At 61.0% G+C, this 17,298-nt stretch carries 13 protein-coding genes; 10 read left to right on the plus strand and 3 right to left on the minus strand.

Annotated features, from left to right (window positions below; genetic code table 11):
- Window positions 1-46: 46 nt before the first annotated feature.
- The 6 genes from rplM (at window position 47) to H6851_01960 (ending at window position 6,583) form a co-directional block, all read left to right on the plus strand.
- Window positions 47-523 carry a 50S ribosomal protein L13 gene (rplM, locus tag H6851_01935; protein MCB9942372.1) on the plus strand — a complete coding sequence of 159 codons (477 nt, stop codon included), beginning with the start codon at window positions 47-49 and terminating at the stop codon, window positions 521-523.
- Window positions 516-1,001 carry a 30S ribosomal protein S9 gene (gene rpsI / locus H6851_01940; GenBank protein MCB9942373.1) on the plus strand — a complete coding sequence of 162 codons (486 nt, stop codon included), beginning with the start codon at window positions 516-518 and terminating at the stop codon, window positions 999-1,001. Before rplM ends, rpsI begins: the two co-directional genes overlap by 8 nt.
- A 284-nt stretch (window positions 1,002-1,285) precedes the next feature.
- Window positions 1,286-2,431 (plus strand): FecR domain-containing protein, encoded by a 1,146-nt coding sequence (locus H6851_01945; GenBank protein ID MCB9942374.1) that lies wholly within the window; start codon window positions 1,286-1,288, stop codon window positions 2,429-2,431.
- Window positions 2,409-2,909: a hypothetical protein gene (locus H6851_01950; GenBank protein MCB9942375.1), complete on the plus strand. Its 501-nt coding sequence runs from the start codon at window positions 2,409-2,411 to the stop codon at window positions 2,907-2,909. The genes H6851_01945 and H6851_01950 overlap by 23 nt, the downstream gene beginning before the upstream one ends.
- Window positions 2,909-5,572, plus strand: a complete 2,664-nt coding sequence (locus H6851_01955; protein MCB9942376.1) for an EAL domain-containing protein — start codon at window positions 2,909-2,911, stop codon at window positions 5,570-5,572. The genes H6851_01950 and H6851_01955 overlap by 1 nt, the downstream gene beginning before the upstream one ends.
- Window positions 5,573-6,583 carry a ribokinase gene (locus H6851_01960; GenBank protein ID MCB9942377.1) on the plus strand — a complete coding sequence of 337 codons (1,011 nt, stop codon included), beginning with the start codon at window positions 5,573-5,575 and terminating at the stop codon, window positions 6,581-6,583.
- Between the two features lie 48 nt (window positions 6,584-6,631).
- On the opposite strand, the gene H6851_01965 is transcribed toward H6851_01960, so the two are convergent.
- Together H6851_01965 and H6851_01970 are read right to left on the minus strand one after the other, a co-directional pair.
- Window positions 6,632-7,762, minus strand: a complete 1,131-nt coding sequence (locus tag H6851_01965) for a class I SAM-dependent methyltransferase (GenBank protein MCB9942378.1) — start codon at window positions 7,760-7,762, stop codon at window positions 6,632-6,634.
- Between the two features lie 733 nt (window positions 7,763-8,495).
- On the minus strand, window positions 8,496-9,014 hold the full coding sequence (locus tag H6851_01970) for a hypothetical protein (protein ID MCB9942379.1): 519 nt from the start codon (window positions 9,012-9,014) through the stop codon (window positions 8,496-8,498).
- Between the two features lie 241 nt (window positions 9,015-9,255).
- On the opposite strand from H6851_01970, the gene H6851_01975 reads away from it, so the two are divergent.
- The 4 genes from H6851_01975 (at window position 9,256) to fsa (ending at window position 14,315) form a co-directional block, all read left to right on the plus strand.
- Window positions 9,256-12,036, plus strand: a complete 2,781-nt coding sequence (locus H6851_01975) for a methyl-accepting chemotaxis protein (GenBank protein ID MCB9942380.1) — start codon at window positions 9,256-9,258, stop codon at window positions 12,034-12,036.
- 176 nt (window positions 12,037-12,212) lie between these two features.
- Window positions 12,213-13,085, plus strand: coding sequence for an NAD(P)-dependent oxidoreductase (locus tag H6851_01980; GenBank protein ID MCB9942381.1), 873 nt, complete (start codon window positions 12,213-12,215; stop codon window positions 13,083-13,085).
- Window positions 13,086-13,238: 153 nt separating this feature from the next.
- Entirely contained in the window at window positions 13,239-13,568 is a 330-nt protein-coding gene (gene hspQ / locus H6851_01985; protein MCB9942382.1) for a heat shock protein HspQ, read from the plus strand.
- Between the two features lie 90 nt (window positions 13,569-13,658).
- On the plus strand, window positions 13,659-14,315 hold the full coding sequence (gene fsa / locus H6851_01990; protein ID MCB9942383.1) for a fructose-6-phosphate aldolase: 657 nt from the start codon (window positions 13,659-13,661) through the stop codon (window positions 14,313-14,315).
- Window positions 14,316-14,479: 164 nt separating this feature from the next.
- On the opposite strand, the gene H6851_01995 is transcribed toward fsa, so the two are convergent.
- Entirely contained in the window at window positions 14,480-17,293 is a 2,814-nt protein-coding gene (locus H6851_01995) for a hypothetical protein (GenBank protein ID MCB9942384.1), read from the minus strand.
- Window positions 17,294-17,298: the final 5 nt, after the last annotated feature.

Genomic DNA, 17,298 nt, shown 5'->3' on the forward strand with positions numbered 1-17,298 from the left:
GACGAATAGTGGGAACCACAGGCCACTGGACGAGCCCGGGAAAACCATGAAGACATATAGCGCCAAGCCCGGCGACATCGAGCGGGAATGGTTCGTGATCGACGCCGAAGGCCTTGTCCTCGGGCGTCTGGCTTCGATCGTCGCCAACCGTCTGCGCGGCAAGCACAAGGCCATGTACACCCCGCACATGGATTGCGGTGACCACATCGTCATCATCAATGCCGAAAAGATCGCCCTGACCGGCAAGAAGCTGGCCGACAAGACCTATTACCGGCACACCGGCTATCCGGGCGGCATCAAGGAATCGACGGCTGGCAAGATGCTGGCTGGCAAGCGTCCGGAGCAGGTCATCCAGCTCGCGGTCCAGCGCATGGTCCCGCGCGGGCCGCTGGGCAGTCAGGTGATGCGCAAGCTTCATGTCTACGCGGGCGGCGAGCACCCCCATCAGGCGCAGACGCCGAAGGAGCTCGATATCGCCGCAATGAACTCCAAGAACAGCAAGCTGGAGGCCGTCCATGGCTGAAACCGAATCGGCCTTCGCGAAACTCGCCCAGCTCAACGAGGGCGGCGTGGCGCAGGATCAGGCTGCCATTGCCGAACCCAAGATCGACAGTCTTGGCCGGTCCTACGCCACCGGTCGCCGCAAGGAGTCGGTGGCTCGTGTCTGGGTAAAGCCGGGCAGCGGCAGATTCACGGTGAATGGTCGCGAGATGCCGGCCTATTTCGCCCGTCCGACGCTGCAGATGATCATTGCCCAACCCTGCGAGACGATCAGCCGTGTTGGCCAGTACGACATTATCTGCACAGTCACGGGTGGTGGATTGTCCGGACAGGCCGGTGCGGTTCGCCATGGCCTCAGCCGTGCGCTCACCATGCAGGATCCATCCTTGCGCCCTGCCCTCAAGGCTCAGGGGTTCCTGACCCGAGACGACCGTCAGGTCGAGCGCAAGAAGTATGGCCGTCGCAAGGCTCGCCGCAGCTTCCAGTTCTCGAAGCGTTAAGGTTGTTTCACGCATTTTTGAACTGGTTTGGTGTGCAAAGGCAGGTAGGGCTCCAATAAAAGGATTCGAGTCTTATATAACTGAAATTTATCGGGTTCTCGCAATCCGGAAATGAATGAAAGGCCGTTGTGAAAATTCACGACGGCCTTTTTACTATTTGATCAAATCATATTGAGATTTCCGAACACACTGCTATAAAACTAGAAAGTTTATAACAATGAACATCCCTCAACCACGTCGGGTCGAGTCGTATGATTTCGTGTGCGCGATGGCATCGTCTATCGTTGCTGGTGGTATTCCTTTTATGGGCAGCGCCGATTTCGGCCACTGCGCAGGAGACGGCGAAAGTTGACCCGTCATTGTGGCTCTATGAGGTAAAGCCTGGCGACAATATCTGGACGATCAGCCGGCGGTTGCTTGTCGACTGGCATCGTTGGCCGGATGTCCAGGAGCGCAATCATATCACTCAACCAAGAGCCATACCGCCGGGTACCGTCATTGGTATTCCGCGCGACTGGCTTCGTCGCCGCCCCGGGCCGGCGACGATTTCGGCACTGTCAGGCACGGCATTCGCCGATGGTCCCGAGGGTCGGCACCCGCTCGAAGCCGGAGCCTCGGTGGATGCGGGGGAGATGATCGAGACCGGAGACCAGAGCTCGGTACAACTGACCTTCGTCGACGGTTCGACCGTGTCCATCTACGAAAAATCCCGTGTCGTGCTGCAAAAGCTGGATACGTTCGAGGGCACCCGTTCCGCCGACGTGCTGATACGGCTCGAAAGCGGCCGGCTGGATGCGAAGGTGGTGAAGGAACAGGACCGAGACTCGCGGTTCAACTTCCAGTCCCCGGCCCTGATCTCGGCCATACGCGGCACGCAGATCCGCACCGGGATGGTCGGTGGCAAGGACCGCGGCACGACCGAGGTTCTGGCGGGAACGGTCCATGTCGAGGCCGCGGGGTTGGCGGCCAGCGTCGACAAGGGATTTGGCACCGCAGCGAATGTCGGACAGGCAGCGGAGCCGCCCTCGCCACTACTTCCCGCCCCCGTACCGGTCACGGGCGACACACCTGTTCGCTCGCTGCCGGTCAGACTGACCGTCGTACCGGTCCAGGGCGCTGTTCGCTATCACGTCATCGTCGCCAGTTCCGACAGCCCAGCGGCGGCCCTTCTCGACCTTGTGAGCGATGAACCGTTCGTCGACGCGGCAAACCTCCGGGACGGTTCCTATCTGGTTCGCGCGCGCGGTGAGCCAGGGCGACATCGAGGGATACGATGCCCGATGGACCGTCGTCGTCGATGCCCATCCGGTGGCTCCGGACCTCATCCAGCCCACGCCGGGCTCGACGATCCGGACCGATCGGATACATCTGGAATGGGTGCCACGGGAGGATGGGACGACCTATCGCGTGCAGGTTTCGGACACGCCTGACTTCTCGTCACCGATCAGGGATGTCACCGGCCTGACATCAGCGGTGCTGGACCTGGACGAGATGGATGAAGGCCCGTTCCACTGGCGGGTCGCCTCGATCGACAGCGCAGGCAAGCAGGGCCCCTTCAGTACCGCGGCGATGTTCACCCACAGGCTGCAGCAGCCGCCCCCCGATCCGCGACTGGCCGATTTCGATGTCGAGGATGGCCGTATCGTCCTCGACCTGCCGACCGATGGCCGCCGTTTTCGCTATCAGGTTGCACGCGATCGCGACTTCACGTCGATCGTCGAGGATCGAACTGTCGACAAACCCGTAATATCCCTGGTTGGCCTTGTTCCCGACACGTATCACGTGCGCATTCTCAGCTATGAGGACGATGGCTATACGAGCGGGTTCGGTCCGTCGCGCAAGGTCGAACTCAAGCCCTGGCCCTACTGGCCGCTGATCCCTCTCCTGGCCTTGCTGGCCTTCCTGTAATGAAATTCGGCTCCGGCTTCCGCGACCGAATGCCGATAGCCCTACTCGCAGTCTGCCTTGCAGCCACCCTGGTAAAGTTCGGCCTGATCAAGCGCGAGGAACTCTGGGGACAGGACTGCCTGTCCTGGTTTTCGCCCTCTCCCGATTTCCACGATGTCGCGATGGTCGTGATCGACGATGCCAGCCTGGAGGAGTTCGGTCGTTGGCCGTGGTCGCGCGGGCTCCACGCGGAGATCATCGACCGCATCGCCCGCAACGGTGCCCGTTCGATCGGTGTCAACATCGTCTTCGCCGAACGCTCGAAAAATGATCCGGATGGCGACGAAGCACTGGTCGAAGCCGTTCGCCGGGCTGGCAACGTCGCCCTTGCGACCCTGCCGAAAACAACGGACCCGCTTGGCACGCCCTTCGAAGTGATGCCCTTTCCCGAACTCGCCGATGCCGCCGTCACATTGGGGGATGCCCAGATCGAACTGGACCCGGACATGCGTGCCCGGCAGATCAGCCGCGGCTCTCTGGCTCGTGTCACACTCGGCGTCGGCGGCAGCGAAACAACAATGCCGCGGGGCCTCGTTGGCATATTGCCGCCGATCCGCGACCTGCGGGACATCGACGTCATACCTGTTACCGACCTGCTGAGCGACACATTCCATACCAGCCGCCTGCGCAATCGCATGGTCATCGTCACCCAGACGGCCGAAGGGATGACCAACAAGGTCTGGCTCGGCTACTACAACACGCCCGACTTCGTTTCGACCGGCCTTGCCCAGACTCTCGCCCTGGCGGGCCTCGACGAACGACGCATCTTATGGATACCGCAGGCCCCGACAGCACTCGCGACTGGCCTGACGATCATCATGTTGCTGCCGTTCATGCTCCTCGGCCACGGTTTCGCGGCTGCCGTCATCGCGCTGGCGGTCGGCCTGCTGCTGGCCATCACCAGCGTTCTTGGCCTGCAACTGCTGCTGCCGGTCGTGGTGCCCACGACCATCACGCTGTCAACGCATGGCCTGTTCGGCGTGATCGGTTCGATCCGCCGGCATCGGCGCTCCGCACTTGCCGCCCAACGGGCCCACCGGGCGCTGGAGGCGATCTCGGATGCCGTCATCACGACCGCCGGCAATGGCCGGATCAACTATGCCAACCATTCAGCCATCGATCTTCTGGGGTCCGCCGACCGCGAGGTTGTCGGCGTCGATATCGGCGAGGTGCTGCCCGACACGGACCTGCATGACGATTCAGACCTCACCATTCAGGACCGGGAGGGCCGCCGCCGCATCTTTCGTACCCGTCGGCGCGAAATCATGAACGGCGACCGGACGGATGCGGTGATCGCATTGACCGATGTCACAGCCGACCGGCAGCTTGTCGAGGAGATCAACCAGCGGGCCTTGCGCGATTCGCTGACCGGCCTCGCCAACCGCCAGGCCATCGAGCAGCATCTGACCAAAATGATCTCGCGTCCTGACGCAAGGCAGACCGGATCGGCCGCCGCCATTCTCGATCTCGACCGCTTCAAGGCCATCAACGATGCCCTCGGCCACACGGCGGGCGACCACGTGATCTTCGAGCTGTGCTACCGGCTGGTCGAAGGCAGCCTTCCGGGCGATCGCCTGGGCCGCACCGGTGGTGACGAACTGACCCTGGTGCTCGACAATGTCGCCACACGCGATCAGGCCAACGAGCGAATCGTCCACTATCGCAACATTATCGCCAAACCGATCATGGTCCACGGGGAAGAATTGCACCTGCGAGCCAGTATCGGTGTGGCACTGTTCCCCGGTGATGGCGAAAACGCCGACGAACTGTTGCGCCATGCCGATGGTGCCTTGCAGCGCGCCAAGGAAATTGGCGGCAACGACGTTGTCTTCCATCAAAGTACCAGTTCGATCGACGGACGCGAGCGCCTGTGGCTCGAACGCGAACTTCGCATCGCCTTCCAGACCGACCAGCTCGAAATGCACTATCAACCGCGCTTCGAAATCGACACGCGCCAGATGACGGGTCTGGAGGCCCTGGTACGCTGGCGGCATCCACAGCGAGGGCTTGTGGCACCCGGAGCGTTCATCACCTTTGCCGAGGAAACCGGGCTGATCTGCGAACTGGGACGGCTGGTGCTGCGCAAATCCTGCCGGGAACTGGTTCAACGCACCGATGCAGGCGGCCGCGTTCGCCTTTCGGTCAATGCCTCGGTCGTCCAGTTGCGCTGCGATCCCGATTTCGTCGACTTCGTCAAGAATGTCCTGCATGAAACGGGCCTGCCTGCGGGTCGTCTCGAAATCGAAGTCACGGAAAGCCTGTTCCTCGACCCGGCACTGGCCCTTGTCGGCCAGCAGCTCGAAGGACTGGCCGGGCTGGGCATCCAGTTGTCGATCGACGATTTCGGCACCGGCTATTCATCTCTGGCCTATCTCAACCGTTTCCCCTTCTCACGCATCAAGATCGACCGGTCGTTCGTGAACCAGCTCAGCGTCGATCCCCACTCGCAAGCCATTGTCTCCGCCATCGTCGGGCTGGGGCATTCCCTGCACAAATCGACAACGGCCGAAGGTGTGGAGAATGCCGAGCAACTGACATTGCTGGCCGGCCTCGGCTGCGATGAGGTTCAGGGATTTCTCCTCGGCCGACCGCAACCTCTCGACGCCTTCCCGCAATTGTTCTGAATGATCGCTGCCCATCGGGCGCTTGCGGACGACAGGACTGGACAGCGGGATGCTGGAGTCGATAATCACGCCCCGTCCAACGATGCGAAGGGGAAGGCCATGCTGCTGGTGCTGGGATCGGTCAATGCTGACCTTTTGTTCAAGGTGAAGACCCTGCCGGCGCCCGGCGAAACGGTTCTGTGCCCTTCCTACGAGATGGCGCCCGGCGGCAAAGGTTCAAACCAGGCGGCCGCAGCCGCCAAGGCGGGCGGTGATGTCTCGTTCATCGGCCACCTGGGGAATGACGGCCATGCGCCCGAGCTGCGGCGCATCCTCGCCGCGGCCGGCATGAAGATCGATGGCCTCGCCACATCGCCAAATCCCACGGCAATCGCCGTGATTGGCATCGATGAGAATGGGGAAAACGTGATCATCGTCGCGAGCGGCGCCAATCTCGATACCAGTCATGAGCAGATTGCCGACGAGCGTCTTTATCCCGGTGTCACCGTTCTTTGCCAAAATGAAATTCGCCCTGAGGAGACCTTCCGCATTCTCGAACGGGCAAGCGCCCACGGCGCCCGGACGATCCTCAATCTCGCTCCGGCGTGCCGGGTTCCGGCGCCCACGCTCGATTCCATCGACGTGCTCGTGGTGAACGAGATCGAGGCGCGAATGGTCGCCGGCGACAACGACACGCCCCTTGAAGAACTCGCAAGACGGCTCGCCACGACCCACCACCTGACCTGCGTCGTCACGCTCGGCAGTGCGGGAGCCATGGCCCTGACCGCCGGAGGCGGACTGAAGGTCGGCGCACTGCGCATCAATCCCGTCGACACCACGGGTGCGGGCGACACCTTCGTCGGCGTTCTCGCCGCCTGTCTGGACGAAGGCATGTCGCTGGATGCAGCACTCCATCGCGCGGCCGTGGCCGGTGCCCTGTCCTGCGAGGCCGTCGGAGCCCAAAGCGCCCAGCCCCTGCGGACAGCCATCGAGGCCCGACTGGGCGAACTCGCTCCCCCGACACCCATGTGACGTGATCGGCCCGAGCCGGCTCGCCGACGCCCATGCGGCAACGTATCGTCAGCTTCGGGCCAGGGCGACCTGGACGACATCGGTGGAACCCGTTCTGAACCCTGCCTCGCAATAAGCGAGGTAATAGCGCCAGATGCGCTTGAAGCGCTCGTCGAATCCGAGCGGACCGAGATCATCCCACACGGACTGGAATCGCTCGTTCCACATCCGCAATGTTCGGGCATAGTCGAGCCCGAAAGCGTACAGGCCCTTCTCGCTCAGGCCGGCCTTCTCGAACTCCCGGCGAAGAGCCGAAATCGAAGGCAGACACCCACCGGGGAAAATGTACCGCTGAATGAAATCGGCGGTCCGGCGGTATCTATCGAAATAGGCATCGGCGATGGTGATGATCTGCAAACCGGCACGGCCTCCGGGCCTCAGGCACAGTGACAGCTTGTCGAAATAGGCTGGCCAGTAGCGCTCGCCCACCGCCTCGAACATCTCGATGGAGGCAATCGCATCGAACTGCCCGTCGAGATCGCGGTAGTCCTGATAGCGGATGTCGATGCGCTCGCCCAGTCCCGCTTCGTGGACGCGCCGGCAGGCCAGCTCATGCTGCGCACGCGAAATGGTGAGGCTGGTCACCTTCGCCCCGTGATGACGGGCCGCATGCAAGGCGAAACCGCCCCAGCCCGAGCCGATTTCCAGCACCTCCTGTCCCTGCTTCAGGCCGATCATCCGGCAAAGATGCTCGTACTTCGCCTCCTGCGCCGCCTCAAGATCGGCGGTCCCGGCTTCGAACAGGGCCGAGGAGTAGGTCATCGAAGGATCCAACCATGCGGAGAAGAACTCGTTGCCGAGATCGTAATGCGAATGGATATTGCGCTCCGCCTGCGCTGTGGAATTGTCATTGCGCCAGTGCTGGTACCATCGAACCAGCCGTGACGGCCACGGACCGTAATAGGTCTTGCGCCATGCTTCGTGGTTGCTGGCAAGCACATGGAGAAGGTCCGCCAGGTCGGGACTGTCGAAGTCGCCGGCGATGAAGCCTTCGGCAAAACCGACCGCCCCGTTGCGCAGATAGCGGAAGATGAGACGGCCGCGCCTGAGTTCCATGACTGCCGACGGCCCCGCTTCCCGTCCCTCGATCCGCTCGACGCTGCCATCGGGCATGGTCAGCGACAGGCTGCCACGATCAATCTTCCGCAACGTCCTGGCCAGGATCGTGGTGCCGATCCGGTCGACCCAGATTGCCGCCCGATCGTTCCGTCCCTGATGTTCGCCGGTCGCCGGTCGGGTCGTCTCGACGGTTCCGTTTGCGGTCCTTAACGCATTGCTTGCCATGATGCTTTCCGACTTTTCTTGATTCCCCCCAAGGCTTCATGGCGATCGTTCGGACCGTCCATGAACCCCCGACTGTTCATTCGACGGTTTTCGACGGGAAACCGGCGAATGACTTCCAACTCATCAGAAGATTACAGATAACGCAAGACAGTAACCGATGGTCAAATAGTTCTATTGTTGTACGATCCGGCATCCACCTCCCGAAAGTCCATGTGAAGGCGTCGATTCATGGTCTGCTCAACGGGAGATCTTCCACCATGGAAATGACTGGTCTACGAGAATTTGCATCTCAAGATTTCAACTTATAATTTTGGCATACTCACCATGCCAGTATATTCCAAAAGGGAACCGTCACGAACCGGAGTCCATTGATCGGGACACAACAATGACCGAAACGGGATTGTCGGGCAGGCCGGACGCGGCACGGAATGGTTCCGGGAGCCACGGGTCATCACCATCCCGGCCATGGCCCGCCATGCTCCCCGACACCGTCCGGCCCGCCCGACAAGCGAACGCCTGGCTTCGCACGATCGGTCATGATGCTGCGCGAATACGATGGGTATCGATCAGGGAAGCCGAGGAAGCCCCGCTATTCGAGTTGCTCGATGTTGAGACCAACGGTGATGGCACCGATGGCCTTGCCCGTTTCGGGATCGGCCACACTGACACTGACCTGCGACTGGAACATTTCGGTCGAGTCGTCGAACTCGATATCGTCGATGAACATCGCGTCGGCTCCGGCCTGATAGGTCTTCTGCCACTTGGCCTCGTCGCCCTGCCAGTAATCGCTCGTGATGTCGCTCTGACCGACATTCAACCCGCGATCGTCCATGAGAAACATTTCGGTGATGCGGGAACCGGATTCGGCCTTGCGCTGGACGAGAATTTTCGAGATCGGGCGCGATAAAATGTCGCGGATCATGGGTCCATCCCCCTGCTCCGCCTCCGAACGCCATGTCGCATCAAGGGATTCAATCCCTGCCTGATCGAGTCCCGCATGTTCGGCATTCTGCTTTCGCAACGCATCGACGATAGCCGGGTCCCTGAGCCAGGGTCTGATTTTCTGTTCGACGAATCGCTGGATCTGGGGGGCATATTCGTTGGCCATGACCGGCGACGCGGCCATCAGCGCAACGAGGAAGGCACAGGCGGAAACCGGTCGGTCCGTCAGCCGGAACAGCATGACCATACTCTCCTTGCAAGGAAACGATATCTGAGAATATCAACTCATGGGAGAATATGGAAATAATTTTTTCACGATTTAAGTCCCGCAAAATCAGTGGGCAATTAACCCGGAAGTTGGATTTCATCGCGTACCCTGTCGAAAATTGCAGGAGCCGGACGCGAGCATGAGCAGCAGGATATCGACATGGCTAGGTCAATACAGGATCGGCACACGCCTGATCGGAGCGTTCGCCCTGATCATTGCCTTGCTGGTCGCGGTGGGAAGTCTCGGGCTCGCCGCGCTCTTCAAGTTCAATACCGGAGTGTCGACGACAATCGAGATGAGCCATCTGACCAGGCAGCTCGGAATAACGTCCAGCCTCGCCAAGGACTATGTCGGCGGCAAGGGAGATGAGGTTGCGACCGAAGCCGAAAACAGCCTCGCCGGGCTGCGCAGCGCCGTTGTCGATGCCGTGAATGCCGGCGGCATCGAAGACCTGCATGATCTGGGCGAACAGCTCGTTGCATCGGTTTCCAACATCATCGCCGCGGAACGCGCCGTGCGGGCCGGACATGCGAAGATCGACGGGATCAATCAGGAATTCAACACGCTCATGAGCCGCATCGACGATGTGGAGCAGGCGGCATTCGACGAGAGCTCGAATCTCGACCACCAGCTTGCCGACACGGCGGCACGATCCCGCTCGATCGCCGATATCGCCCAGGCAATGCTGGAGAGCAGCATCCGTTCCAAGGCAACGCTGTTCCAGATCCTGACAACGAACAATCTCGACCTGGCTCCCGACATCAAGTCGTCGATCAACGATCTGTTCGGTTCGGCCCTCCGCCTGAAGAAACTCTCCGCGAACGACGACACGCGCAAGCAGGTGACGGTGATCGCCACCAATCTCTCGGCCTATCGTACGGGCCTGAACGACCTGCTCGACCTGCTCGCATCCGTAGACGCCATAGAGGTCGATCTGGCAGCGAAGCAGTCGGTACTCGCCGGAGCAGCCCATGATTTCGCGGCCGCAGGCGAGGCCCTTTCCGGTGTCGCCGCCGATGGAGGCCCTGCCTCGACAACTGATGCCGGAACACGACTCGACCTTGCCTTGCGCATTGGCGAAGTCATGAGACAGATCGAGAAGGCCCGGCTGGCCGAGGCCAGACTTGTCGCCACCGGTGACACGATCCACGAGGAGGAGCTTTCCGGGGCCGTCAAGAGCGTCTTCATCGGTGCGATGAAGCTGAAGAAGGCCCTTCCCGGCGAACCGGGCGCGCATAACGTCCAGGCCATGATGAATGCCGCCCAGACCTACCGCAAGGAGCTGGCGGAACTGTACCGTGCCGTGCGTGCCCGCAGCGATGCCAAGGCCCGCCTTGACCGCCTCCGCGACCAGACGATCGGCCATGCCACGGAGATCGCGAACGAAGTGGCATCGGTCGCCAAGAACGAACTGGACAGCGTCGAACGCGGGCTCCGGGAAAGCGATGCCGCCCGTAACGCACTCTCCATCCACCGCCATACCATGGACCTGGTGGCGACCCTGCGACTGCTCGGCACCGATGCCCACCGCCTTTCGCTGCAGATCGCCGAAAGCGAAGCCGACACCATTACAACGTTCAAGCGGCGGTCAGGCATTCTGGCAGGAAAAACAGGCGCGGCCATGAGTGCGCTCATCAAGCAGGCATCGACCCACGACCTGGAGGAAGTGGCCACACTCTCCGACAAGATGAGCGTGCTGCTTCAACGATATCTGCAGGGAATCCGTGACCTGGCAGGCACCGTTTCCGAGCAGATTGCCGGCCGCGAACAACTCGACGCGAGCATGATGCAGTTCGAACGGCAACTCAGCACCGCCGTTGCCGATCAGGAGGCGGACATGACAGCCATTTACTCGGTCGCGAGAGTCGGAATCGTTGCCGGCACGCTGGTGGCCCTGGCATTGTGCCTGATACTCGCCTGGGCCATGACGAACAGCATGACCATGCCCATTCGCGACATTGTCGCGGCCTTCGAGAAGGTGCGTGCCGGAAAGCTCGACCTTGCCGTTCCGGGAACCGGTCGCCGGGACGAATTCAGCAGCATTGCCCAGGCCGTCGAGCAGTTCCGGCTACGTTCGGCAAAGATCCAGGAACTGGAGGAACGCCTGGAACGGCGGGTGATGGCCGTGGTCGAGAAGCTCGCCGGCAGCGCGGAGATCATGAACACCTCATCGGTGACCATGCTCCAGTCCATGCGGGCCGCCAGCGAAGCGACCCGGTCGGTGGCCGAGGCCAGCCAGCTATCCGCATCGAACGCTGCCGCCATGTCGGGAGCCGGGGAGGAACTCGATACCACCGTTTGCCAGGTAGCGGAGCGCATAGAGGAGTCGCGCAAGATCGTCATCCAGGCATCTTCCCAGATCAACGAGACACGCTCGACATTCCAGAATCTGGAGGTCTCGGCCCAGCAGGTAGGCGCGGTCGTCAGCCTCATCCGGGACATCGCCGAACAGACCAATCTCCTGGCGCTCAACGCCACCATCGAGGCGGCTCGTGCGGGCGAGGCCGGCCGCGGCTTTGCCGTGGTAGCCGCGGAGGTCAAGGCGCTCGCTCACCAGACGGCGACCGCCACGCGCGATATCGAGGAGCATATCGCCTCAATGGGCAGCAACACCCGGGCCACAGCCGATGCCGTGGACAGTTTTGCGGGTGTCATCGAGAAGCTCACCGAGATCGCCATCAGTGTCGCCAGCGCCGCCGAGCAGCAGGCCGCGGCGACGCACGAGATCGTCGGCAACATTCACGAAGTTTCAGACGGCGCCCGGTCCCTCCAGGGACATGGCGAGGAACTGTCGGGCACGGTCGAAGCCACCATGATGGCAGCGGGTACCGTCGAAACGGCGGCGCGCGATCTGCGAACCCAGACCGACAACCTGTCGGCTACCATCCACGACTTCATTCAGGAGGTGAAGGCCGCCTGACCCCGATGACGGACGGACATGGACGATTGCCATCGGGCACATGGTGGTGGCCGGTGACTTCCACGAGTCGGAAAGAACCACACCTCGGATGTCGCAGGCTTGCCGCCCGCGCGTGCGGGAGGTAGCTTCCGCGGACGCAACGACACGATCATCTTCAAGTCACGGGGGAAATGGCTATGGCGAAGACGGCATTCATCGGTCTTGGAGTGATGGGCTATCCCATGGCCGGGCATATGGCAGCCAGGGGTCATGACGTGAAAGTCTGGAACCGAACCGGTGAAAAGTCCGTCCGATGGCGGGAACAGCACGGCGGCCAGGCCATGGCGACCCCGCGCGAGGCTGCCGAAGGCAGCGAACTGGTCATGATGTGCGTCGGCAACGACAATGACGTTCGTTCGGTGGTCTACGGGGAGGATGGCGTCCTTGCCGGCCTGAAGGAAGGCAGCGTCCTCGTCGATCACACCACCGCCTCGGCCGAGCTTGCCCGCGAACTCGGCACAGCGTGCAGCGAGAAGGGAGTGGGCTTCGTCGACGCCCCGGTTTCCGGTGGTCAGGCCGGAGCGGAGAATGGGGTGCTTTCCGTCATGTGCGGCGGTGCCATCGTCGACTTCACCCGTGCGGAAGGAGTGATGCAGGCCTATGGTCGCACGATCACCCTGATCGGCGATATCGGTGCCGGACAGCTTACCAAGATGGTCAACCAGATCTGCATTGCAGGTCTCGTTCAGGGCCTGTCGGAAGCCTGCAATTTCGCCCTGCGGGCCGGTCTCGACACCGACAAGGTGCTTGGCGTGATCGCCGGTGGTGCTGCCGGATCCTGGCAGATGCAGAACCGCTGGAAGACGATGGTGGAAGACAAGTTCGATTTCGGCTTTGCCGTCGACTGGATGCGCAAGGACCTGCGTATCTGCCTCGAGGAAGCGCGCAACAACGGCGCGGCCTTGCCTGTCACCGCGCTGGTGGACCAGTTCTACCGGCAGGTCCAACAACAGGGCGGCGGTCGCTGGGACACCTCGAGCCTGTTGCGGAACCTCACCGTCAAGGACTGACGAACGGGGTCGTGGACGGTATCCCGTTTTCGAAGGGCTTGGAGAAGCGGAACGTTCGTACCATATCTGTGGTTAGGGACATGCCCGTCGAAAGGGGTGTTCCGCGTGATCCGGCATGCCGGCCTTTCGGGTGTCGTGGGACAGGATGAGCACATGAACGAACGAAACGCGCGTTTTTCCATCGGCCAGATCGTCAAACACCGGATCTTCCCGTTTCGAGGTGTGATTTTCGACGTCGATCCGGAGTTCAGCAATTCGGAAGAATGGTACAAGTCCATTCCCGAAGACATGCGTCCCCGCAAGGACCAGCCATTCTACCATCTGCTCGCCGAAAATTCGGAGGCCTACTATATTGCCTATGTCTCCGAGCAGAATCTTCGGGACGATGCAACCGGAGGCCCGATAGGCCACCCCCAGGTCAGCGAGATCTTTGACGAGATCGAGGAGGGTCACTACAAGCCGAAGCAGCATTACGCCCACTGACTTCAACGAGCTGGCCTCAGCGCCAGATCATAGCCAGAGCCCCGCAGGCGGGTGTCGGTATCGGGCATTGCTGCGGGTATCGGAGGAAACATGAAATTCTTCGTCGACACAGGTGATGTCAACGAGATCCGCGAACTTGCCGAAACAGGCCTTGTCGACGGAGTGACGACCAATCCGACCCTCATCGCCAAGACGGGACGCGACTTCATCGAGGTCGTCGAAGAGATCTGCTCGATCGTCGACGGTCCCGTGAGTGCGGAAGTCGCCGCCACGGATCTTGCCGGAATGCTCGCCGAGGGCCGCCGCCTGCGCGAGATTGCCCCCAATGTCTGCATCAAGGTGCCGCTCACCTGGGATGGCCTCAAGGCGTGCAAGGCTCTCTCCGACGAAGGTACCCAGGTGAATGTCACCTTGTGCTTTTCCCCGGCCCAGGCCCTTCTGGCCGGGAAATGCGGTGCAACCTTCATATCGCCGTTCGTCGGCCGGCTCGATGATATCGGCATCGACGGCATGCAGCTTATCGCCGATGTGGTCGAGATTTACAGCCAGTACCCGTCCATCACCACCGAGGTCCTGGTCGCTTCCGTGCGCTCGCCCAACCATGTCATCGACGCGGCCAAGATGGGAGCGCATGTCGCCACTCTGCCCCCCAAGGTCCTCCACCAGCTCGCCATGCATCCATTGACCGACAAGGGCCTCGAAGCCTTCGTCAAGGACTGGGCATCGACCGGACAGAAAATCGTCTGACAGGCTGTAAAAAGCATCCTGGATCCATGGCGCCGCCAATGAAAGAAAGGCGGCGCGACCGTTCTTTGCGACCGTCGTTCACATTTGCCGGCAGAGCGTCCGGTGCCGCGTGGACAAGCGGCAGGCGGTACGCGCAGCCTCCCCCACCATTTGGGCGTTGTTCGTCAAACGAAGATGGTGGAAAGGAAGAAGAGGGTCAGCAGCCACCATGCCGCCAGGTGGATGACATATACGAATGCGCGAACACACCGGCTTTGGGCGCTGTAGACTCCATAATGCCCCAGGGAAACCGCCGGCAGGCAGACATCGAACGCGTAAGTGAGAAGACTGAACCCGCGTCCGCGATCGTCGGCATCCACCGCATTGAATCCCTGTACCCGGGTTGCACGACCATCCCCGAATTCCGACAGAGGCATCGACTCCAGCTTCCTGCGCTGCCGGTCCCACGTCCGGAAATCCCGAAACCCGGATGACGGGTCCCCTTCATCCTCCCGTGTCTTTCCAGGCCGGATATAGCCACGCGTGTCCCTGTAGAGCTTCAAAAGAACAGCGCATGGTCTGTGAAAAACGCACCATAACCCGTAGTGGTAGCTCAACAGGGTCCACCAGGCGAACAGGATCAGAAGGGGGAGCAACATGATCGCATATTCGGGATTGGTGCCGAAGCTCGACGGCCAGAGCGCTCCGTAGCGCACCCGTTCGACCACCCAGCGACGGGCAGCCTTGAACCAGCACCACAAGGGCGACGAACCGACGGTCTCGCCAGCGCCGATACAGAATTGACCGTTCGCGGCATCAGCCGGCCCGTCATCCAGGCCCGTCGCACCGGCTTCCCTGAACAGATCGAACGAACGGCGGATGGGCGGCCAGCCCGGCCACTCCGAAACCGGCTCGTAGATGATCTCCTTGGCCTCCTCCTTGAGCTCCCTGCCCTCGAAGAGCCGACCCCGGCTGAACAGATAATCCGCAAGCATGATCAGGATCTGGTACTGGTCGTGACTGTTCCGGCTGTCGTTCCCGATCAGGATCTTCCGCCATGCCCGGACGACATCGGTAATGACGTCGATATCGTTCACCGCCATTCCTCCGGCAGACCCGATCCGACCATCCTGCCCCGTGAAACCCCGGTCGGCTTCCCGGCCATAGACATCGCCGAGCTGGTCGAATTCCAGCCCCACACCCGTCCATCCCCATTCACACCCCGACATCGGCAATTCGATGTTCAGGACGGCAAGCCTCGCTTCCGACAGGTCCAGCGTCGTGCGCTTCCCGGACCAGTTCTCGATGCGCCTGTTGCAGCCAGGTCTGCGGGGATCCAGTGTCCGGCTCAGATCCCTGAGCCAGAAATCCCGATGCGTCCGGCCGTTTTCGTCGACCAGCCTGACGATCTGTTCCAGGCGATAGTCGTCACTCCACCGGCAACTCTCGCGAATGTTCAGCTGCGTATCGAGAACCGTGCCATTGAGCTTTATTCGTCCGGGCCAGGGCATCCCGGGCCATGCCGCCTCGAATTCCGATGATTTCATGTCCCCGCAGGCGACAGGTGTCAGGAAATCGGCCGATGTCAGCCGCGGCAGGTAGATTTCCGCCGGGCCTCGAAGACGGTTGTAGGTCAGGTCAAGAAGCGGCCTCCGCTTCACCTCGGTACCGGACGCATCGCTCGACACGATCATCGGTGGCAGGTTGTAGGGGGAAATCAGGAGATCGCCGTTGATCTGGTTACCACTGACCTCGAACCCGCTGAATCCCTTGAGATACCTATCCCTGTCGATCCATAGATAAGTGGAAAATATGTTTCCTTTTATCACAAGATATCCACGATATTCGTTCTTGAATAATGATATATTGAACAGATTATTATTTTCTATCGCCAGCAGGCTGGAAAACCTGTTGTTCGATACACTGAGCCTTTTTGCATCCCCATCGATGAAGAAGACGGTCTGGTCGAAAAAATTGTCATCGATCAGGATATCGCTGCCTTCGACAACCAGCTTTTGCCCATAGAACGCCGGCCAGCTTCTTCCCTGGACACTGTCCCGCGCAAAAAAGTCGTTATGCTCGAGAACCAGCCCATCAACGATATGCGTTTCGCGCATCCGCAGCTGGCTTTCCCTGGTCCCGTCGAACTCACGGTCAGGCTTCCGCGAGGGATCGACGAACCTGTTCCTGGCGAAATTGACCCCTCTGCCGAAACGGACATTCTCGATCCGGAGCATGTCGCAAAAACGGTTGCCCTCAAAGAGCACCGCCCCGCCGATGGTCGAATTGAGAAGATCGAAACTGCTCTGGAACTGCGACTCCCGGATTTCCAGGAATGCCCCGAAGGACGCATGGTCGATATGCAGGCCTTCGGCGAAATAGCTGTCCCTGATGCCAATCCCCTTGGGGAATTGAACATGACGGAAGTGGCGCGATACCGGCAGGTCGCCACCTTCGCCCGTCGTGCCGAGCCCGGCCATGAAGTCGATCTTCTCGAAGAAGATCGCCTTGTCCACGACCGACCAGTCTATCTGCTGGAGAGGACCGACCCGGAAATTCCTGAAATGCACGGTCGTTACCGGAGCACGATCGACAACCCCGCCACGTTCGATGAGCTTCACGATCTGGCGATTGTACAGGAATGGCTTGGCCATGCCCGCCATGCCCCTGTCGGGAACAACCGGTGCTGCTCCATCCTTCGATGAAAGACAGGCTGTTGCGTTACGCTCGTCCGTGATTTCAGGGAAACGACGACCGCCCGACCCCGAATCGATCGTCAGGGCACCTCCCTGAATGGAAATATCGAATGGGCAGGAAGCCACCTTACGACCGAGGATGGAACAGATTTTCAACCGGACGCGCCGTTCGTCGAAGCTCGTCTGGCCCCGAGCGTGTCGCATTTCACCCGCAACAACGGCAAACAACAACATCGGACAGGCAATCAGGATGATGCTGCGACCGAACCGCATCATCCGCCTGTCAGTTCGAGGAAACCCCATGATAC

This window comes from Geminicoccaceae bacterium, from assembly GCA_020638465.1.
Classification (GTDB): domain Bacteria; phylum Pseudomonadota; class Alphaproteobacteria; order Geminicoccales; family Geminicoccaceae; genus JAGREO01.